The sequence below is a fragment of the Microbacterium songi genome, from assembly GCF_042747925.1.
Lineage (GTDB): Bacteria > Actinomycetota > Actinomycetes > Actinomycetales > Microbacteriaceae > Microbacterium.
Genome location: NZ_JBHZIE010000006.1, coordinates 16240 through 35793, shown reverse-complemented (window position 1 = coordinate 35793; position 19554 = coordinate 16240). Strand labels below are relative to the sequence as shown.

Below are 19554 nucleotides of genomic sequence, written 5' to 3'. Positions count from 1 at the left end.
TTCAGCGGCCGCGGCGCACTCGCGATCTGAGCCGTCCGACGATCCGCACCGGTGCCGACAGCCGCCATGACGTGCTCTCGCGGACGCTGTCCAACTCGTCGCGGGTGCTCACGAGTTTGTCGCGCACAGCCCCGAGCCTGTCGCGCACGGTTCCCAGTTGCCTGTCGAGCTCGAGGGTCTTCGCCTCGAGCATCTCGATGTGCTGGACCCGTCCCACCTCCAGCGGGTCGACACCTGACGTCGGATGGTCCGCGGCGCGCTTCGGATCCACGCAGAACCTGATCAGCGGCTCAAGCGCGACATCCCACTGATAGCGCTCCCCGAACGCTCTCACGTTCGCGCGGAGCTTCTCGGTGTCGCTGTTGAACAGGGTCCGTTCCAAAGCCGCGGCGAGTGCATCCACGTCTTCCGCAGCGACGACTTCGCCGAGGTTGTTGTCGCGGATGAGCGGCGCGAATCCATCGCCGTCGGTCGCGACGATGGGCAGACCAGCCCAGAGATAATCGAGGATTCGCGTGCGGAAGCTCAGAGCGGTTTCCACGTGACTGAAATGAGTACTGACGCCCACGTCGGCGTCCAGCAGGTAGTTGATCCGGTCGTCGTAGTCCGTCCAGCCCATGTTGAAGAAGACATGGGTGTCTGTGAGGCCGAGCTCCTCCGAAAGACTCAATGCCTGTGCCGCCATCTTCGAATCCTGCACAGCCGCGTTGGGATAGGTCATCCCCAGGAAATACAGCTTCACCTCGGGGTGGGACTGCGAAAGCTGGCGCACCGCTCTGATCAGGGTCAGCGGGTCGAACCAGTTGTAGACGCCACCGCCCCAGAGGATGATCTTGTCGTCGGGGCCGATTCCGTCCACCGCCCCGCGGATGCCGTGTCGAGTCTGGCTCGGGACATCGTCCGATACACCGAACGGCACGACATCGATCAGGGTGCGCAGGCTGTGGTCCGCATCGTAGACAGCCGGATTGATCCGCTCGATAGCGCCGAGATGTCCGAGCCAGAAATCGCGCTGCTTCTCAGAGGCGCACATCACGAAGTCCGCGCGGCGCAACTGGGTCGTCAGCATATCCACGCAGTACTTGGTGAGGAAGCTGCGTCCCTCCGGAGTTTCGTCTTTGGCGGACTCCAGCACCTCGAGGTGGAGCGGGTCGTAGACATCGGCGACGATCACGACGTCGGTTTCCGCCAGCCAGGGATTCAGCGCGAACACCTCGCCCTGGGCGATGACGACGTCGGCCCACTCCACCTGTCGACGCAACTCGTCGCCGTCGACGGCGAGCACCTCGAAGTCATCGTTTGACAGAGACGCCTCTCTGATCGAGACGAGTCGGACTTCGGTGACCGCTGAAAGCCGCTTCGCCATCTCCCAGGCGCGGATCGCGGGCCCACCCATCTTGCGACCGAAGGTATCGGGACTGACGATCAGGATGCGTCGGGGCCCGTTCGAGGGGGAGGGCTGAGTGGGCACATGCATGGACGATTCTCCCGGTTCGAGGTGGCATGACACGACTGTGTGCCGGGGTGCGGGAGACGCGTTCCGGGACAAGCCACAGGCGAACACGATCCTATCCGGCGCTGTGGCGCCAGGCACGAGGGCGCGCGTGTCGGGGAGTCGAGCAGACGGGGTGCCTGCAGGTGCGACGGTTATACTCGTGCGGAATGTCCAGGCCGTGAGGAGCCCCGTGAAGCGCATCGCCTTTTACCTGTTCTGGGAAAAGGAAGGGGTCGTCGACCGCTACATCCCATACTGCCTGGAAAAGCTCCGCGAGCACGTCGAGCAAGTGATCGTCATCTCCAACGGACCCGTATCGCCGAGCGGCCGTGTCGAGTTGGAGCGAGTAGCCGACGAGGTATGGGAACGGGAGAACATCGGCTTCGATGTCTGGGGTTACAAAGAAGCCCTGGAGCGCTTCGGTTTCGAGCGGCTCGAGGAGTATGACGAGGTCATCCTCCTGAACTACACACTGTTCGGGCCGGTCTACCCCTTCTCCGAGATGTTCGAGAAGACGGATTCCTGGGACGTCGACTTCTGGGGTATCACCGAGCACGGCGAGGTCGATCCGCACTACTTCGCGACGGGAGGTGTGCTGCCTCGTCACATCCAATCGCACTGGCTCGCGGTACGCAGGTCGCTCCTGGTCTCGCCCGCATTCCGCCACTATTGGGCGACGATGCCGATGATCACGAGCTACGAGCAGTCCGTCGACCGGCACGAAGCACGCTTTGCGAAGTACTTCGAGGAACGCGGATTCAGCTGGGATGTGGTGTACCGCTGGACCGATTTCCCTGGTGACAATCCGGTCCTGGACGACGTCGTGCAACTGACTGCGGAACGATGCCCCATCGTGAAGCGGCGCACATTTTTCCACGACCCGCTCTACATGTCCGACCATGCGATCATCGGTCGGGACGTCATCGACATCCTGGAGAAGACCTCGGATTACCCGCTGGAGCTGATCTGGGAGAACGTCGCTCGCACGATGGAGCCGCGAGTCGCCGCGACCAACTTCTCTCTGCATCGGATCTACTCCGACGCCCTCGAGGTCACAGAGGAACAGCACGCACGCACCCGCGAAATGCACGCGCTGGTTGCGATCCACTGTTTCTACGCGGACATGATCGACGAGCTCATGGACTACGCGGAGCGACTGCCGTGTCGGCGTCATGTCGTCGTCACGACGGATACGGAGCAGAAGCGCGCGCTGCTGGAGACGGCGCTCTCTGCGCGTGAGGTGCCGTCTTTCGAAGTCCGAGTGACGGAGTCCAACGCCGGTCGGGATGTGTCCGCCTTCCTGCTCGGCTGCGCGGACCTCCTGCGCAGCGACGACTACGACATCGTCGTGAAGTTGCATTCCAAACGCTCTCCGCAGGACGGCGCAGTCGTAGGCGGATGGTTCAAGCGCCACCTGTTCGGCAACCTCCTGCACTCGGAGAACTATGCCGTCAACGTCGTGAATCTGCTCGCGGAGCGGCCCGAGATCGGGATGCTCATCCCTCCGATCATCCATATCGGCTTCCCCACGATGGGTCAGGGATGGTTCCTGAACAAGCAGCCTGCCGCCGCATTGTGCGAGCGACTCGGCATCAGTACCCCTCTTGACGAGTCGACGCCGTTGTCCGCCCTCGGTTCCATGTTCATCGCACGGCCTCGGGCGCTTCGCACACTCGTCGACGCCGGCCTGACCTGGTCGGACTTCGAGAATCAGCCATATGGGGATGGGTCGATCGCCCACGTCATCGAGCGTCTCTTCACATACTCCTCTCTGAGCACGGGCATGCCCGTGTACACGGTGCAGAGCACCGACCTCGCATCGATCAACTACCCGTTCCTCGAATTCAAACTTCAGAATCTCAGCCAGGGCCTCCCGGGTACCGTCATGGAGCAACGCGCCTACCAGGAGCGGCTCCTCGTACCGCCGACCATCGTGGGCATGGGCAAGCGCGTCGTGCAGATGAGGTTCCCCCGTCTCACGCATGCGTTCTACCCCGCCTTCGACGCCAGCCGGAGGACTTATCGGCGGGTGTGGGCGGCTCGGCGTGCGCCGAAGCGGAGCGGGACGTGAGTGGTGCGCGCAACGGCCCGTTGACGCTCGCGCTGGCATTCGACCCACGGTCGAACTCGCTTGATTTCCTCCGATGGTTCATGGCGTTCCTCGTGATCTTCTCGCACGCCGGGCCGGTCGCCGGGTTGTACGGCGGGGAAGATCTGGGAGTCCAGATCTCAGACGAGCAGTCGTTGGGTGGCGTCGCCGTCGCGGGATTCTTCTTCTTCTCGGGCTTCCTCATCACCAAATCGCGCCAGGGGCGCTCGACGATCTGGCGATACTTCTGGCGTCGCATTCTGCGCATCATGCCCGGGTTCTGGGCGGCGCTGATCCTCACCGTTCTCGTCATGGCACCCCTCGCGTGGCGCGTCGTGTACGGGACCTTCGACGGTTACTGGTCAACGGTCGTCGAGTCGCCGAAAACCTACTTCTCCGAGAACATGTTCCTGACACTCAGCCAGCGGAACATCGCCGGTCTCGGAGAAACGGTGCCGTACTTCACGCTCCACGGCGCACGGGACTGGAACGGCTCGGCGTGGACCCTGTCGTACGAGTTCCTCTGCTACATCGTCGTAGGGCTCCTGGGTCTGTTCGGCGCGCTGGCTTCGAAGCGGTTCGGTACGGCTTTCGCGGTCACCGTGATCGGCCTGAACGCCCTGCAGTGGCTGGGCGCAGGCGACATCGCGGGACTGAACAGAGTCTTCGCCGATCCGTTCATGCTGATGTTCTTCGCGCCGTTCGCGTTCGGCATGCTCTTCGCGCTGCACGGCGACAAGATCCCGATTGACGACCGGGCCGCGATCGGGATGCTCGGTCTCGGTCTTTTCACTTATGCCTTCGGCGGGTGGAACGTCCTCGGACAGTTCGGGTTCCTCTATTTCCTCATGTGGTGCGGTGTACGTCTGCCGCTGACGCGGTGGGCGCGGTTCGGCGACTTCTCGTATGGGATCTACATCTACGCCTGGCCGATCATGACTCTCGCGACCTACTTCGGTCTGCAGAAGCATGGCGGTGTGATCTACCTCCTGACGGTCGTCGTCGTCGTGCACATCGTGGCGATCGCCTCATGGCATCTCATCGAGAAGCCTGCGATGTCGTTGAAGGACTGGACGCCGAAATGGCTCGCCGCCTTCCTGCGACTACTCTCGCCCCTCACCCTCAGCGCGAAGCGAAAGATCGTGAACCCTGACTTCTCGTCGACCCGATTCGCGGATTCGCTCCGCGCGAGCGACGGACCGGGCTCGTGAGTGCCAGTTCTCCGCTGCATTCGCTGCACAGCGTGGAGCAGGAGAAGCCGCGTTCCCGGGGGCGACGCGTCCTCTACTTCGTGCCGCTGTCCCTCCTCATGATCGCGGTCGTCGTGATGACGGGCATCGGCGTCGGCACGCAACAGGCATCGCTGGCGCAAGCGGACCAATTACGCGAAGAGGTCCTCACGCAGTCATCGCAGCAGAGTTCTCTGCCCGAGACGTGCGTGGCGGAGGACTTCGCGGCGCACCCCGCCGACATCTGGGCGGGGGATCGGACCGCTGCGTCCGAGCAGGTGTTCGCCGAGCATCCTGAGACCGGGGGCATGCGCGTCGAGGGACGAGACGGATTCGAGTTCTGGGGCGACCAGCAGTCGTACAACATCTCGCAGGCGCTGGGACGAGCTCCCTGGCTCGACGAGCAACTGTCGCAATGGCTCGCGTATTTCAGTGCCCTCGACGAGGATCTGCAGAGGGACGGCCGTGACCTGGTGATCGTGGTCGCCCCCGCGAAGTGGGAGCTCTATCGGGAGAAGCTGCCCGAGTGGGCGGATGACATCCAGGGCTTCACCCATCTGGAGCAGTTTCTCGCACTGTCGGGGGATCTGCCCGTCGTCGACGCGCGCGGGGCGATGAAGGAGGCGAAGAGCGAAGGTCCCGTCTACTCAAAGGTGAACACCCACTGGACTCCGTACGGTGCATACGCGGCGTGGCAACAGACGGTGGCTTGCGCCGCGTCCCTCTATCCAGATTCGGTGTGGTCGCAGGTGAAGGTCCCCGAGATGAGCGGTATCGCGCTCGGCGTGGCGCCGAACGAGTTCACGCCTTACGGGAACACCTCGACGGCGAACGACTGGGCGACGCCCATCCTCCCTCCTGCGGCGCCGGTCCGCTCCACCATCACGGGGACCGACGGCGTGCCCAAGGACGGCCCCTCGGACGGCACGGTCGGCCTCCTCGATATGCCCGCTCAGACGTCATCGGCGTCCGGCGTCGGGCGGGCGCTGATCATGCGCGACTCGATGGGTGAGGCGCTCGCCCCGACGTGGTCGCAGGCGTTCGAGCAGACCTGTCAGCTGCGCCACAACCTGGATTACCCTGAGCAGCGCCCCGATGTCGTCGCCGAGGCGGCGAGATGTGACGCGGACACTGTCCTCTACGTCTTCGCGGAGCGCTACTTCGCCCAGGTTCCTCCGGCTCTGCCCGGCGGGTCTTGAGGACTCAAGGAGTCTCGGGAGTCGGTTGAGACCGCCGGATCGTGCGTGTCTCGCCGAGGTCGGCGCGATCGCCGTCCCCTGTTGGTTTGCCTGAGAGATGGTCCGGCGCCGTCTGCGTGCGGCTCAAGACGCCGGCGACGACCATGAGCAATGCGGCGAACGCCGCCGAGCCCAGGACCCAGATCACGTCGGGCGACACCGGCACATTGCTCCACCACCACTCGACTCCCTGGTTGAGATCGAAACCGGGCGCGTCCGTGCCGGTGAGATAGCGGCGCATCGTCGTGTGCAGGGCCAACGCGTTGGCGCCGGCGAGCCCGATGACGATGATCCATCGCTGCGCGCGAGACGTCTCGAAGCGAGGATCGCCGGCGCCGAAAAGCAGCACACCGATCATGAGCACTTGCAGAGGCAGAACATATCGCGGTTGCACGAGGGTGCCGACCTCGACGCCGTTCTGAACGATGACCCAGCTGGGCACCATCACGAGCGCGACACCGGCGAGGATGACGACCAGGTTGGCCCGGACGTCACGGGGCCGTGACAGACTCCAGAACGCGACGGCACCGCAGAGGACCAGCGTGGTGAACCACACCACGGCTGGCATCTTCGTGTCACCCCAGCCGAGCGCTTGAACGCCGAAGTTGCCGACCCACAGCTGGGGAATGTCGATGATGGTGCGGATCAGGCCGCTGACGATGTCTACGCGCTCGGGGCGCACACCTGCCATTTCCCCTTCAAGCGCTGAACCGACCTGATTGGAGCCCAGGTAGAAGGCTGCACCCATGGCCACCGCCGTGAGGGGCAAGAGGAGCAAGAGGAGATATCGCCGAGTGCGTTCGAAAGAAATGATGGCCGCGAGAACAGCGCCGAATGCCACGTAGACGGCCGAGTCCCCACGGGAGCCTGCGCCCATCAACGCGGCGACGAGCGCAAGGCCGCCGAGCGCAACGCGTCGTTGCCACGTCGGCGCTCGGAAGTACCCGGCCATCGCCACCCAGAGCGTGCCGGCGGACACGATCGCCCAGCCGCTCGGATTGACGCTCGCGATGAGGAAGATCCCGGTGGGGATCGTCGTGAGCAGGAGCCCCCACAGCATCGGGGCGCGCAACCTCCTGTCGACGAGGAGGTAGACGCCGGTGGCGAGTGCGACGGCGAGAAACGAGTTGAACACACGCATGATGAGAACGGATGTCTGCACGTCGGCCGAGGAGAAGATGCTCATCGTCGCGTAGTAGATCGGCGGGTAGAGACCCTCGAAGTTCCCGTGTGCCGTGGTGACGAGACCGGACGGCTGCGTGTCGCAACGACCGCTGTGCTCCGGCACGAACGCGAAGCAGACAGACGAGTTCACGACCTCGTCCAAAACCACGCGTTGACCGGGATCGTCCGAGTTCTCGCACAGGCCGGGGCGCTCGCCCTGGGCGCACCAGATGCTCGTCATGTGGAAGTTGTCGTCTGGGCTCGCACCGACAGGCGACGCGAAGCTCCAGCCGATCAGCGCGATGAAGCCCAACAGTGCGACGACGAGCACTCTGCCGACGGGGACGTGATTCGCGAGCCTGTCGGTTTCCGCATGATCGAAGCGCGCGCTGACAGGACCCGTCGAGAAAGGCATGGGGGCCAGTTTATGCGGCAGATCCTGAGGATCCGTCGTGCTCGTTCTCCGAGTCGACAGGAGAGTCGGGCTCCTCGAGGAAGCGTACCCGGTCGTCGAGAAGCGCCACCCGCTCGGCGAGCGTGCGTGTCCTCTCCTCGCTGCGCGTGAGCTCGGTGGACTGCTGGATGCACACCAAGAACAGCACGACGATGCCGACGAAGAAGACGAGATTGATCGGCACGTCGATGCCGAGCGCCGACGCGAGCGCTTCCAGGATCGACGGGAAGACAGCGACGAGCAAGCTCAGCGTGCCGGCGATCAGCCACCAGAACGTGTGTCGCTCGCGTAGCTTGCCTCTTCGGAGAAGTTCGACGACGACGACGAGGATCAGCAGCGCACCGACGATCCCGAGGAGATAGCGGGTCAGAATCATGACGTGAGCGTCGACGTGCGCGGACGGAGGAACGCGATCACAAGAGCGAAGAAGGCACGACCGAGATAGATCGCAGACTTCAGCTGGTTATGCGAGGGTCTTCCGCCCGCGCGCTCCCGCATCGCCACTCCCACCTGGGTGAAGCGAAGGCCCTCGCGGTGACCGATGACGAGTGACTCGATGGTGTCACCGAGATACTCCGCGGGAAAATCCTGCGCATAGAGAGCGATAGCCCGGGGCCCGTGCGCCTTGAACCCCGAGGTCGTGTCGGTGAGTTCCGTTCCGAGCGCGCGGCTGAGGGTGCCGGAGAGGAATCGCATGGCCCATCTGCGCGGCCCACGCACCGCATAGTCGCCCTCGCCGGCAAACCGGGCGCCGATGGCCACGTCGTACGATGCGAGCTGACCGATCAGCGCCGGGACGTCGGCAGGGTTGTGCTGCCCGTCGGAATCGAGCTGGACGGCAGCCGGGATGCCGTTTTCCAGGGCGTAACGGAAGCCGAGTCGCATCGCGCCACCCACACCGAGATTGAACGGAAGCTCGAGCACCCGGGCGCCGGCCGCGCGAGCCTGCTCGACGGTCGTGTCCGTCGAGCCGTCGTTCACAACGAGCACGTGGACCCCGGGGAGGGTCTCACGGACCTCGTTGATCACCTGCGCGATCACCTCCGCCTCGTTGAAGGCGGGCATGACGACCAGAACCTGGTCTAGGGAATACACCATGGGTGCCAGTATATGGTTGGCCGTTCAGGGCAACCGATGCGCGTCACGCCGCGAATACATGGCTCAGCAGGACCGTGGCGGCAGACCAATGGCCACGTCCGATCGCACTCGGGATCTTCGACAGCGCGTTGAGCCGGGAGGTGATTCGCAGCCGTGCAGCGCGGGCTGCCCGCTGCCACCCGACATCGCGCAGACGCGTCACTGCCGTCCGATAGAAGTCACGCTCTTCGACGAATCTCGTGCCGTCGCTGGCCGTGTACGAGGATGCGCTCGCCGAATGCCGTCGGTATTCGAATGCGGGGACAGACGATGCCACAAGACGCCCACCCGCGAGCAGAATGTCCATCTGCAGCGCGAGGTCCATCACTATTTCGTATCTGTCGGTGAAGCGGAACCGGCGAAGCACATCGGCTCGCCAGCAGATGGCCGGGAAGTACGTCCAGTTGCCTCGCATCAGGGTCGTTGCGAGGAGGTCTCCGCTCAGCGGTGTCGGTCCCGATATCCGGGGCCGCACCAGCGCCTTGACGCGGTCCGCCAACGGGCGGGCCTCGTGGCCGTTCTCATCGATGACGACCACAGCAGGTTGCACGTATTCCGGCCGGCCCCCGTCGCCGATGAGTGACCGCACTTCCGTCACGTAGGTGGGGAGGAGGCGGTCGTCGCACCCTGGGATGGCGAGGTACTCGTTACGGGCGAGTTCGATGCAACGGTCGAACGTCCTGCTCACCCCGAGGTTCTCCGGGTTGCGCTCCAGGCTGATCCGCGCGTCCCCGAGCCCTTGCACCCACTCGGACGGATCCCATTGCGGATAGCAGTCGTCGACGATGACGAGGCGCCAATCGGGATCATCTTGGGCGAGGACGCTCAGCACTGCTTCCTTGAACTGTGCGGGGTCCCCGTAGAAGGGCATGATGATGTCGATCGTGCCTGCCTTCACTCCCCGGCCCCTTCTGAATCCCTGGCATACTTGCCGAACCGCTCCAGCATCATGGTAGGCCAGACGTGTGGACGGCCGCGCTGGGGCGCTAGCGAGGAAGCAGGGTCTATGGCATCGGGAGTTGAGCCGGCTTCGGGTCGCAGACCAGGTCGCGGACTCCTTCTCGTGCTCACCGCGACTGCCATCTCCGCAGCCAGCAGTTTCGTGGTTCTGCTCGTGGTCGCTCCGGCGCTCGGGCCAGCCGGTTACGCATCTTTCTCGGTGTACTGGGCGGCGTTGTTCATGGCGGTGGGCATCCTCTTCGGCGTGCAGCAGGAGGCGACGCGTGCCGTGTCGGACGCTCGCCCGGCGACGTCGGAGAACATCAGGGGTGCGTCTGTGCTCCGGTTCGCGGGGGTGCTGAGCGCCGCGCTTCTCATACCCCTGCTGGCCGCCGGCCTCCTCTTGGCGGGTCCGCTGTTCGGTGCGGCGAACAGCGCGTGGGCCTACCCTCTCGCGATCGCCGTCGCCGCTTACGTCGGCGTTGCCGCGGTGAACGGGGTGCTCGCGGGAAGCGGGAGGTGGGGAGCGTTCGCGGCGATTCCCTTGATCGACGGAATCCTGCGTCTCATCCTGGTCGCCGGTGTGCTGTGGACGGGGGCCGATGGGACGGCGCTGGCGTGGGCGGTCGCGGTCCCGTTCCCCGTTTCGCTCCTGCTCGTCGGTACCGCGCGCTGGCGTTCATTGCGTGCTCACTCGGTCGTCGACGAGTCGTATCGCTCCCTCGGCATGAACGTCAGCCGCACGGTCATCGCCTCGACCGCGAATGCGGTCCTCGTGAACGGTTTCCCGGTCGTCCTCTCCATCGTCGCCGGCGACGACCGCGTCGCGCTCGGAATCGTCATCCTCGCGCTCACGCTGACCCGCGCGCCGATCCTTGTGCCCCTGACGGCGCTTCAGAGCATGCTCATCGCGCAATTCAGTGCGTCACCCCAGCGCGCCCGCCGCCTCATGATGACCGTTCTTTGCGGCCTGGCAGTTCTCACACCACTCCTCGCCGCAGTCGCGGGCCTGTGGGGTCCTGACGCACTCGTCTGGCTGTTCGACGGCTTCGACGCCCCCGGAGCGCTCCTCGCGTGGCTGGTCGTGGCATCGGGATGTCTGGGGGTACTGACTGTCACAGGTGCTCGTGTGCTCGCCGCGGGCCGACATGGAGTGTTCGCTACCGGGTGGGTTCTGGCGTGCGCGCTCGCGATCGTCGCCGTCGCCATCACGCCCGGCGACGTCGGAACGCGCGCAGTCGTCGGCCTGATCGCGGGACCCCTCGTGGGAGCCGGCTACCACCTCGTCGTCGGCCGTCGGCGCTGATCAGCGCCGACGGTGCACGGTGCGGTCGTAGACCAAGACCTCGGCGCGCCGAAGCAGGCTCAACCCCGCGCAGTGCGCCCGCTGACGTGCGCTCAACCGCGATTTCAGCATGCAGACCAGGGCGCGATCCTCTCGATACATCGCTGCGTCGGATGCTGTGCGCACGCTCTGCCGTTCGCGACGCAGCGCCGTCAGTCCGAAATACGCCCGCGCAGGGACGATCCCGTGATCGAGTGCCGCGGTGAAGGAGTGCGCGTGGGCACGAAGGATGTCGTGGAAATACGACGCAGATCGCAGCGAATGCGAGACGCTGTCACCGCGTTGCAGCCAGAAATACAGTCGATCACTGCAGGATGCCACGCGCCGTGCACGGAGGTACAGATCCATCGCGACACTGACGTCTTGGGCATAGCGTCCGGCAGGGAAGCGGATTCCGTCGAACATGGACGCGCGGTACAGCTTGCCCCAGTTCGCTTCGCTGAAGTAGCGAAGCTCATCGCGCCGTAAACGTCTGAGCGCAGAGCTGAACACCGTCTGGTAGCTTCGCGCCGCATCGTCGAACGCCAGGACTTCGCCGGGCGGGTCGTCGGTGTGCGCAGCGAGCGACGCGGCGGCCGTGCTCGCACCGACGTTCCACCACCGGCAGCAGCTGATGTCGGCATCCGTTTCGACGAGGACGTCCAACAGCCGCTTCACGAGATGCGGGCTCATCAGGTCGTCGTTGTCGCAGAACGTGATGAAGGAGCCGCTGGCAACATCGAGGCCGGCATTCTGCGCCGCACCGATACCACCGTTGCGCTGGTGGATCACACGCAGGCGTGCGTCCGCCGCTCCGAGCTCGTCGCAGAGCTCACCCGATCCGTCGGTTGAGCCGTCGTCGACGAGAATCACTTCGAGATCCCGGTGCGTCTGAGCGAGGATCGACGCGACGCACGCTCTCAAGTGCGCAACCGCGTTGTAGACGGGAACGATCACGGACACCGCGCGCGCAGAACCGAGGTGGTCAGTGGACACCAGTGGATTGTATCCGCCAGGCTTTTCGACCCTTCGGACGTGGCCGGGCCGCATCTGCCGGACGACTCGACGCGGGATAGACTCTGCCCTGGTCCACACGCGGACTGAGCTCGGATGCGAAGCCTCGCTTCCGATCCCGATGACTGGAGTCTCCTCTTCCCATGGCTGAACACGTTCTCATCACCGGCGGAGCAGGCTTCATCGGAACGCGTCTCGCGAAGCGGCTCGTCAGCGCCGGCCACACAGTGACCGTGCTGGATGCGCTCATTCCCCAGGTCCATGGTGCCGACCCGGCCGAGTCTTCTCCGCTCCTGAGATCGCTGGTCGGGGTCGCCGACGTCATCCATGGGAGCGTGACGAGCACCGACGATATCCGCCGCGCACTCGCACAGGCGACGGTCGTCGTTCACCTCGCCGCCGAGACGGGGACGGGCCAGTCGATGTACGAGATCGACCGTTACGTCGAGGCGAATGTCGGCGGCACCGCCAAGCTTCTGGACCTCCTCACCAACGAGCCCCACACCGTGCGGCGCTTGGTCGTAGCCTCCTCGCGCTCGATCTATGGCGAAGGCTCGTACGAGACACGCGACGGAAGTGTGGTCTACCCACCGCACCGCGCCGACGCGGACCTGGCAGAGGGAGACTTCCGTGTGCTGGGCGCTGACGGTGAGGAGCTCATCCTCATCCCCACGGACGAGGAGGCCAAGCTTCATCCGTCCTCCGTCTACGGCATCACGAAGCAGATGCAGGAATCTCTGATCATGACGGTCGCTCCCGTGATCGGGATCGAGCCGGTGTCGCTCAGGTACCAGAACGTGTACGGACCGGGGCAGTCTCTGAAGAACCCCTACACAGGAATCCTGTCGATCTTCTCCACGCTCATCCGGCAGGGCAAGTCGATCAACATCTTCGAAGACGGGCTCGAAAGCCGAGACTTCGTCTACATCGACGACGTCGTCGAGGCGACCTATCTCGCCGTGACGCATCCGGCTGCTGCGGGAGGGACGTTCAACGTCGGGTCGGGCGTCGCGACGACGGTGAACGATGTCGTGGCAGCTCTGTTCTCGGCGTTCGGCACCGATGTGCCGACGCGCATCTCGGGCAACTATCGACTGGGGGACATCCGCCACAACGTCGCCGACACCTCACGCCTACGGGACGTCCTCGGTTTCACCGCGGCGACGTCCTTCGACGACGGCGTGCGCCAGTTCGTCCGGTGGGTTCTCACGGAACCCGTCGAGGGCGACACGTACCAGCGCTCGCTAGATGAATTGGCCTCGCGGAATCTCCTCAAATGACCGTCCGCGTCGCACCCGGGCATGGCGGTCGTGACCGCAGCCGCTCCGCGCTGGAAGGGCCTCCGTGGATCTGCTGATCGTCGGCTCGGGCTTCTTCGGCCTCACGATCGCAGAGCGTGCCGCAGCATCCGGCCGCAAAGTCACCGTCATCGATCGTCGCCACCACATCGGCGGGAACGCCTACAGCGAGGACGAGCCCGAGACCGGGATCGAGGTGCACCGTTACGGTGCGCACCTCTTCCACACGTCGAATCCGACGGTGTGGGAGTACGTCAACCGCTTCACCACGTTCACCGACTATGTGCACCGCGTCTACACGAACCACAGGGGCGTGGTGTTCCCGTTGCCGATCAACCTCGGCACCATCAACCAATTCTTCCAAGCCGCGCATTCGCCGGACGAGGCGAAAGCCCTGATCCACGAACTCGCCGGCGAGATCGACGTCAAGGATGCCGCGAACCTCGAGGAGAAGGGGATCGCCCTGATCGGTCGTCCGCTGTACGAGGCGTTCATCCGCGACTACACCGCAAAGCAGTGGCAGACCGATCCGAAGGACCTGCCCGCCGAGATCATCAGCCGCCTCCCGGTGCGCTACACCTACGACAACCGCTACTTCAACGACATGTGGGAGGGCCTTCCCACCGACGGCTACACCGCGTGGATCGAGCGCATGGCGGACCACCCGAACATCGAGGTCACACTCGGCGTCGACTTCTTCGACGAGTCGCAGCCTCTGCACAAGAAGGCCACCGTCGGCCAGCTCCCGATCGTCTACACCGGGCCCGTCGATCGCTACTTCGACTACACGGAGGGTGCGCTCAGCTGGCGCACGATCGACCTGGAGCAGGAAGTGCTCCCGGTCGGCGACTTCCAGGGCACGAGCGTCATGAACTACGCGGACGCCGACGTCCCCTACACGCGCATCCACGAGTTCCGGCACTTCCACCCGGAGCGCGCCGACCGCTACCCGACAGACAAGACCGTGATCATGCGGGAGTTCTCGCGCTTCGCCACACGCGACGACGAGCCCTACTACCCGGTGAACACGCCGGATGACCGAGCCGGCCTGCTCGCCTACCGCGAGCTGACGAAGGGGGAGCAGGACGTCTTCTTCGGAGGACGCCTCGGCACGTACCAGTACCTCGACATGCACATGGCGATCGGTGCCGCGCTGTCGATGTGGCACAACCAGCTCGCCTGATGGGTGGTGCGGGTCGGCGGGTCGCGGTGAGCACGGCGCTCATCGGACTGTCGCTGGCGATGGGAGGCTGCGCGACCGCCGGAGCATCCTCGGGGGCCACGCCGTCATCGGATGCAGCATCCCCCTCGCGCGGTTCGACATCTCCTCCAGCGCAAACGCCGTCGCCGTCGCTGTCGATCGTCGTGGTCGGGGACTCCAACTCCACGGGATTCAACGGCACGCTGGAGCGGGGCATGGCGGACGGCACGGCGTGGGCGGCTCTCCTGCCGGTACCCGAGGACACAACGGTCGGAGGCTGGGCGATGGACGGGGCCACCACTGCGGCGATGCTGCAAGGGATCGTCGCGGCACCCGCCACGGACGCCGACGCCCTCGTGGTCATGGGTGGCACGAACGACCTCGGCCAGGGCGTCGCACCGGAGGCGGTCCTGCAGAACATCGAGCAGATCGTCGCCCAGGTGAACGCATCCTGTGTCGTCCTCAGCGCCATCGCGCCCTTCGATCCACTGGCGATGCAGGCGGTGGACCTCAACGCTTCGTTCGCAGATCTGGCGAATGCGCGCGGGTGGGTGTTCGTCGACCCGTGGTCTGCCGCTCGGCAGAGCGACGGGACCTGGCTGCCCGCACTGAGGACCGATGGTATACACACGTCACCCGAGGGGTACGCGCTTGCCGCCACTGCCATCGGCACAGCCCTTTCGGAGTGCTGACCGCGCCGCGGGGACACGGCGCGCACGCGAGCTCGGCGTCTCGAACGCCCGCGCCTAGACTCGATGCCGTGACCACCACCGCCGTCGGAGCCCCGGGTTCCCCTCGGCGTTACATCCACTCGCTGTGGCTGCTGTCGGCCCGCGATCTGCGCGTGCGATACGCCACGAGCGCGCTCGGCTACCTCTGGTCGGTGCTCGACCCGCTGGTGATGAGCCTCATCTACTGGTTCATCTTCACGCAGGTCTTCCAACGCACCGTGGGTGAAGTCCCCTACATCGTCTTCCTCATCACCGGACTCCTGCCGTGGGTCTGGTTCAACGCCGCGGTCACCGACTTCACGAGGGCGTTCAACAAAGACGCGAGGCTCGTGCGCTCCACGGCCATCCCGAGATCGATCTGGGTGCTGCGCATCGTGCTGAGCAAGGGCATCGAGTTCCTCTTCTCGCTGCCGGTGCTGGTCGCCTTCGCGATCTTCTCGGGCGCCACGGTCGGTTGGGGGTTGCTGTGGTTCCCGGTCGCGGTCGTGCTGCAGGTCGTGCTGCTGGTCGGTCTCGGGCTGCTCGTCGCTCCGCTCTGCGTCCTCTACGGTGATCTCGAGCGGACGACCCGGCTCATCCTGCGCGCGCTGTTCTACGCGTCGCCGATCATCTACGGGGTCGCAGATCTTCCCGGAGTATTCCCACAGCTGGCGGCCTTCAATCCGCTTTCCGGCATATTCACGTTGATGCGCGTCGGGTTCTTCCCCGACCAGTGGGACACCTTCTCGATCCTCACGGGTGCCGTCATGTCGTTCGCTTTCCTCGGTCTCGGTCTGTTCGTCTTCGGGCGGCTCGAGCGCGCCGTGCTGAAGGAACTGTGATGCCCGACCACGCCATCAGCGTCGAGAACCTCGGGGTCCGATTCCGGCGCAACAGGCGCGGACGGCGCAGTATCAAAGACCTGTTCGCCGGGGCGTCGAGACGTTCACGGCCCAACCAGTTCTGGCCGCTGCGAGACGTCACCTTCCACGTCACGCCGGGGGAGTCGATCGGCGTCGTGGGCCGAAACGGTCAGGGGAAGTCGACCCTGCTGAAGCTGGTCGCGGGTGTGCTGCTGCCTGACGAGGGGCGGGTCGCCGTCCACGGCGGTGTCGCGCCCTTGATCGAGATCACCGGCGGATTCGTCGGCGACCTGACCGTGCGCGAGAACGTCCGGCTGACATCGGGATTGCACGGGATGTCCCGCAGGGAGGTCGATCGACGCTTCGACGGGATCATCGACTTCGCCGAGCTCCACGATTTCGTGGACACGCCCTACAAGCACCTGTCGAACGGTATGAAGGTGCGTCTCGCCTTCTCCGTCGTCTCCCAGCTCGAAGAGCCGATCCTCCTCGTCGACGAGGTGCTCGCCGTGGGCGACAAGGCGTTCCGGGAGAAGTGCTACCGGCGCATCGACGAGCTCCTCGCAGAGGGCCGCACCCTGTTCTTCGTCTCCCACAACGAGAAGGACCTCCGTCGCTTCTGTACTCGGGGCCTCTACCTCGACAAGGGCGGATTGGTGATGGATGCCCCGATCCGCGAGGTCCTGGATCGCTACAACGCCGACTACAACGCCGGTTGACCGGCGTCCGCCGTCCCCGCATGTTCCCGCGCGGGTATGGAGCATGCCGGTCCGCGGGTGCGCTTTCGGTGAGGTTAGGATCAGCCCACAAGGTGCGGGGAGTTCTCTGCCGCGGAGGTGTGCGAAGACCGTGCGCATCACGCGATGATCTGCCGCACGTCAAAGGGGGAAGAATGCGTCACCGTTCGCGCGCTGTACTCACCATCGCCGCTGTCATGATCTTCGCGATGGTGGCGCCGGCTCCTGCCGGTGCGACAGCGGGGATGCCCGCGTCCGCTGCCGAGATGGCTCCGGCAGCCGCAACGCAGGCCGCCGAAGGGGCTGTGCCCGTATACCGCTTCTACAGCACGACGTTCCGTGGGCACTTCTACACGATCGACCCGACCGAGCGAGACAAGGTCGTCACCGAAATGGCTCGGGACTGGACCTACGAGGGTGCGCGCTTCTTCGCGTACACCTCGCAGGTCCCCGGGACGGTTCCGCTCTACCGGTTCTGGAGCGCGTCACTGCGCGGCCACTTCTATACGGCGGAGAAGTCCGAGCGCGACTTCGTGGTGGCGACGTGGCCGTCGACGTGGACGGAGGAAGGGGTCGCGTACTACGTCTACCCGGCGGGCTCACCGGTGGCGAACACGAACGCCGTCTATCGATTCTGGGGTCCCGGTGTGGCGCACCACTTCTATACGGCCAGCACGGCCGAGCGCGACGTCGTACGCTCACGCTGGCCGTCGGAGTGGTCCTACGAGTCGGAGCGTTTCCGGGTTCCGGCCGGGCCCGCAGCAACGCCGGCGGCGGCGCCGACGTCACCGCAGGACGGAGATGGTCGCTTCACGATCGCGACCTACCCCGACACGCAGCAGGAGGTGTGGGGCACACGATTCGCAGACCGGTCGACGTGGCTGGTGTCTCAGCGCTCGGTGCTGGATCTGCGGTTCGTCGCTCACACCGGAGACGTCGTCAACTGGGACACGGATGAACATGAGCAGTACGTCAATGCCAAGGCAGGGATGGCGCCGATCGCCGCTGCAGGCATCCCCTACCAGCTGAGCATCGGCAACCACGACACGATGGCGACCGGCGTGGGAGGGGGAGCACGCGACAGCAAGCGCACCCGCGAGTTCCAGCGGACGACGACCACCTTCAACCAGTTCTGGAAACCTTCGGACTACTCGGCGCTGGCCGGGACGTTCGAGGCGGGCAAAGTCGACAACACCTTCTCGACGTTCGCGGCGGAGGGCGCCGACTGGCTCGTGCTCAATCTCGAGCTCTGGCCACGGGCGACCGTCGTGGATTGGGCCGAATCGGTCATCGCCTCGCACCCCGATCACAACGTCGTCCTTCAGACGCACTCGTTCTTGGACGCGGCCGGCAACATCGACGGCGCAGGTCAGTCCCAGACCCGCTGGAGCTACGGCGACTCCTCCCCGCAGTACGTGTACGACCGCCTCGTCGGCCCGTACGCGAACGTCAAAGTGGCGATGAGCGGGCACACCGGCCAAGCCGTGTCGAAGGTCGTCACCACGGCGGCGGGCAACAACGTCGCCTACCTGCTGCAGGCCATCCACTCGAACACGGGGAACCCCGTTCGTCTGTCGCAGGTGGACGTTTCCGGTGGCACCATCAGTACGAACGTCTACTCGCCGGCGGATGGTGCGACGTGGGATGTCAACGTTCTGACAGGTCTGAACTTCATCCTGCCGTGATCACTCGGCCGTGGTCATCCCCAGCGGCGGCATCGGCTGCCACGAGGCATCCCGTGCGATCTTCCGACCGTCGCGGATGCCGCGGATCAGGTTGCTCGTGCCCCGGACCTTGCGCTCCACGAAGACCAGGCGGAGGATCTCCTTCGCGAACGTCAGGAACGAGCCCACGGCGAAGTAGACCGGCCGGTAGGTTCCCTGCGTCTTGAAGTAGTGCTGCATATGACCACGGTTGCGCATGATGTAGTACCGGTAGGCGTCGCTCGAGGCGTTGAAGTGCCGGATCCCCATGTCCCACTGGCGGATCTCGCGGGTGCGGCGCAGGACGAATTCGTCCACGATGACCGCGCGCGTCTTTCGTGAGGCGAGCCAGCCGTACACCGAGTCGTCCCAGTAGATGAAGAATCGGGGATCGGGCAGCCCGATCTGCTGCACGACGTCGCGGTGGATGAACATCCCCTCGAAGCATCCGCTGTTCATCGGCCGATAGCCGCGCTCGTCGAACGCGGCAGGAGCGAAGGGGATCGGGATGCCCAGCGGGATCGACAGACGATACTGCCAGTAGAACTCGCTGCCGTCGTAGTCGTAGCGGCGTCCCTGGATGCTCTTGTAGTGCGGCGCCCACCGGCCCATCCGGGCGAGACCGTCCGGGAGCACCTCGACGTCGTCGTCCATGAGCCACATCCAGGTCGACCCCAGATCGTAGGCCGTGCGCATACCCTCGCTGAAGCCTCCCGACCCTCCGGTGTTGGTGGGGAGCCGGCGATAGACGAGCTTCGTGCCGAGGGATGCGCGGTACGAATCGACGACGTCCGTGGTGTCGTCCGTGGAGGCGTTGTCGATCACGACGACGTGGCCGGGCTTCGGGTCCATGCGTGTGATGCTCTCGAGGAGTCCGCGGAGCAGATGCGACCGGTTGAAGGTCACGATCGCGATCGTGGCTGAGGCCGGGTCGAAGGTGCTGCTGGATGACATGGATG

General features: G+C 65.1%; 17 protein-coding genes. 10 read left to right on the top strand and 7 right to left on the bottom strand.

Annotated elements, in window-relative coordinates; translation table 11 throughout:
* Position 1: 1 nt before the first annotated feature.
* Positions 2 to 1477 (bottom strand): glycosyltransferase family 4 protein, encoded by a 1476-nt coding sequence (locus ACFM35_RS08790; protein WP_378841040.1) that lies wholly within the window; start codon positions 1475 to 1477, stop codon positions 2 to 4.
* Between the two features lie 208 nt (positions 1478 to 1685).
* Here ACFM35_RS08790 and ACFM35_RS08785 point away from each other — a divergent pair, with 208 nt between their 5' ends.
* The 3 genes from ACFM35_RS08785 to ACFM35_RS08775 are packed head-to-tail and all read left to right on the top strand — an operon-like array spanning position 1686 to position 6012.
* Positions 1686 to 3566, top strand: a complete 1881-nt coding sequence (locus ACFM35_RS08785) for a rhamnan synthesis F family protein (protein WP_378841038.1) — start codon at positions 1686 to 1688, stop codon at positions 3564 to 3566.
* Positions 3563 to 4795, top strand: coding sequence for an acyltransferase family protein (locus ACFM35_RS08780; RefSeq protein WP_378841035.1), 1233 nt, complete (start codon positions 3563 to 3565; stop codon positions 4793 to 4795). The genes ACFM35_RS08785 and ACFM35_RS08780 overlap by 4 nt, the downstream gene beginning before the upstream one ends.
* Positions 4792 to 6012 (top strand): alginate O-acetyltransferase AlgX-related protein, encoded by a 1221-nt coding sequence (locus ACFM35_RS08775; protein WP_378841033.1) that lies wholly within the window; start codon positions 4792 to 4794, stop codon positions 6010 to 6012. The genes ACFM35_RS08780 and ACFM35_RS08775 overlap by 4 nt, the downstream gene beginning before the upstream one ends.
* Positions 6013 to 6016: 4 nt before the next feature.
* Here ACFM35_RS08775 and ACFM35_RS08770 read toward each other — a convergent pair whose 3' ends face one another.
* The 4 genes from ACFM35_RS08770 to ACFM35_RS08755 are packed head-to-tail and all read right to left on the bottom strand — an operon-like array spanning position 6017 to position 9704.
* Complete coding sequence (locus ACFM35_RS08770) at positions 6017 to 7630, bottom strand: DUF2142 domain-containing protein (protein WP_378841030.1); 1614 nt, start codon at positions 7628 to 7630, stop codon at positions 6017 to 6019.
* Positions 7631 to 7640: 10 nt separating this feature from the next.
* A complete protein-coding gene (locus ACFM35_RS08765; protein ID WP_378841027.1) occupies positions 7641 to 8045 on the bottom strand; it encodes a DUF2304 domain-containing protein in 405 nt (134 codons plus the stop codon).
* Positions 8042 to 8767, bottom strand: coding sequence for a glycosyltransferase family 2 protein (locus ACFM35_RS08760; protein ID WP_378841025.1), 726 nt, complete (start codon positions 8765 to 8767; stop codon positions 8042 to 8044). Before ACFM35_RS08760 ends, ACFM35_RS08765 begins: the two co-directional genes overlap by 4 nt.
* Positions 8768 to 8810: 43 nt before the next feature.
* Positions 8811 to 9704, bottom strand: coding sequence for a glycosyltransferase family 2 protein (locus tag ACFM35_RS08755; RefSeq protein WP_378841022.1), 894 nt, complete (start codon positions 9702 to 9704; stop codon positions 8811 to 8813).
* 165 nt (positions 9705 to 9869) lie between these two features.
* Here ACFM35_RS08755 and ACFM35_RS08750 point away from each other — a divergent pair, with 165 nt between their 5' ends.
* Positions 9870 to 11051 carry a polysaccharide biosynthesis protein gene (locus ACFM35_RS08750; RefSeq protein ID WP_378841020.1) on the top strand — a complete coding sequence of 394 codons (1182 nt, stop codon included), beginning with the start codon at positions 9870 to 9872 and terminating at the stop codon, positions 11049 to 11051.
* Here the strand turns inward: ACFM35_RS08750 and ACFM35_RS08745 are convergent, their stop codons facing one another.
* Positions 11052 to 12065, bottom strand: a complete 1014-nt coding sequence (locus tag ACFM35_RS08745) for a glycosyltransferase family 2 protein (RefSeq protein ID WP_378841018.1) — start codon at positions 12063 to 12065, stop codon at positions 11052 to 11054.
* Positions 12066 to 12226: 161 nt separating this feature from the next.
* Between ACFM35_RS08745 and ACFM35_RS08740 the strand changes: the two genes are divergently transcribed.
* The 6 genes from ACFM35_RS08740 (at position 12227) to ACFM35_RS08715 (ending at position 18577) form a co-directional block, all read left to right on the top strand.
* Positions 12227 to 13363 carry an NAD-dependent epimerase/dehydratase family protein gene (locus ACFM35_RS08740; RefSeq protein WP_378841016.1) on the top strand — a complete coding sequence of 379 codons (1137 nt, stop codon included), beginning with the start codon at positions 12227 to 12229 and terminating at the stop codon, positions 13361 to 13363.
* Positions 13364 to 13427: 64 nt separating this feature from the next.
* Positions 13428 to 14564: a UDP-galactopyranose mutase gene (gene glf / locus ACFM35_RS08735; RefSeq protein ID WP_378841014.1), complete on the top strand. Its 1137-nt coding sequence runs from the start codon at positions 13428 to 13430 to the stop codon at positions 14562 to 14564.
* Positions 14543 to 15274, top strand: coding sequence for an SGNH/GDSL hydrolase family protein (locus tag ACFM35_RS08730; RefSeq protein ID WP_378841011.1), 732 nt, complete (start codon positions 14543 to 14545; stop codon positions 15272 to 15274). The genes glf and ACFM35_RS08730 overlap by 22 nt, the downstream gene beginning before the upstream one ends.
* A gap of 68 nt (positions 15275 to 15342) precedes the next feature.
* Positions 15343 to 16134: an ABC transporter permease gene (locus ACFM35_RS08725; protein WP_378841009.1), complete on the top strand. Its 792-nt coding sequence runs from the start codon at positions 15343 to 15345 to the stop codon at positions 16132 to 16134.
* A complete protein-coding gene (locus tag ACFM35_RS08720; protein ID WP_378841006.1) occupies positions 16134 to 16874 on the top strand; it encodes an ABC transporter ATP-binding protein in 741 nt (246 codons plus the stop codon). Before ACFM35_RS08725 ends, ACFM35_RS08720 begins: the two co-directional genes overlap by 1 nt.
* Before the next feature lie 173 nt (positions 16875 to 17047).
* On the top strand, positions 17048 to 18577 hold the full coding sequence (locus tag ACFM35_RS08715) for a metallophosphoesterase (protein ID WP_378841004.1): 1530 nt from the start codon (positions 17048 to 17050) through the stop codon (positions 18575 to 18577).
* Here the strand turns inward: ACFM35_RS08715 and ACFM35_RS08710 are convergent, their stop codons facing one another.
* Entirely contained in the window at positions 18578 to 19549 is a 972-nt protein-coding gene (locus tag ACFM35_RS08710) for a glycosyltransferase (RefSeq protein WP_378841002.1), read from the bottom strand. It lies immediately after the preceding gene.
* Positions 19550 to 19554: the final 5 nt, after the last annotated feature.

Coding starts and splice junctions, on each gene's coding strand:
- ACFM35_RS08740 (WP_378841016.1), top strand. CDS start 12,227: ATGGCTGAACACGTTCTCATCACCGGCGGAGCAGGCTTCATCGGAACG.
- ACFM35_RS08765 (WP_378841027.1), bottom strand. CDS start 8,045: ATGATTCTGACCCGCTATCTCCTCGGGATCGTCGGTGCGCTGCTGATC.
- ACFM35_RS08790 (WP_378841040.1), bottom strand. CDS start 1,477: ATGCATGTGCCCACTCAGCCCTCCCCCTCGAACGGGCCCCGACGCATC.
- ACFM35_RS08710 (WP_378841002.1), bottom strand. CDS start 19,549: ATGTCATCCAGCAGCACCTTCGACCCGGCCTCAGCCACGATCGCGATC.
- ACFM35_RS08715 (WP_378841004.1), top strand. CDS start 17,048: ATGCGTCACCGTTCGCGCGCTGTACTCACCATCGCCGCTGTCATGATC.
- ACFM35_RS08760 (WP_378841025.1), bottom strand. CDS start 8,767: ATGGTGTATTCCCTAGACCAGGTTCTGGTCGTCATGCCCGCCTTCAAC.
- ACFM35_RS08720 (WP_378841006.1), top strand. CDS start 16,134: ATGCCCGACCACGCCATCAGCGTCGAGAACCTCGGGGTCCGATTCCGG.
- ACFM35_RS08770 (WP_378841030.1), bottom strand. CDS start 7,630: ATGCCTTTCTCGACGGGTCCTGTCAGCGCGCGCTTCGATCATGCGGAA.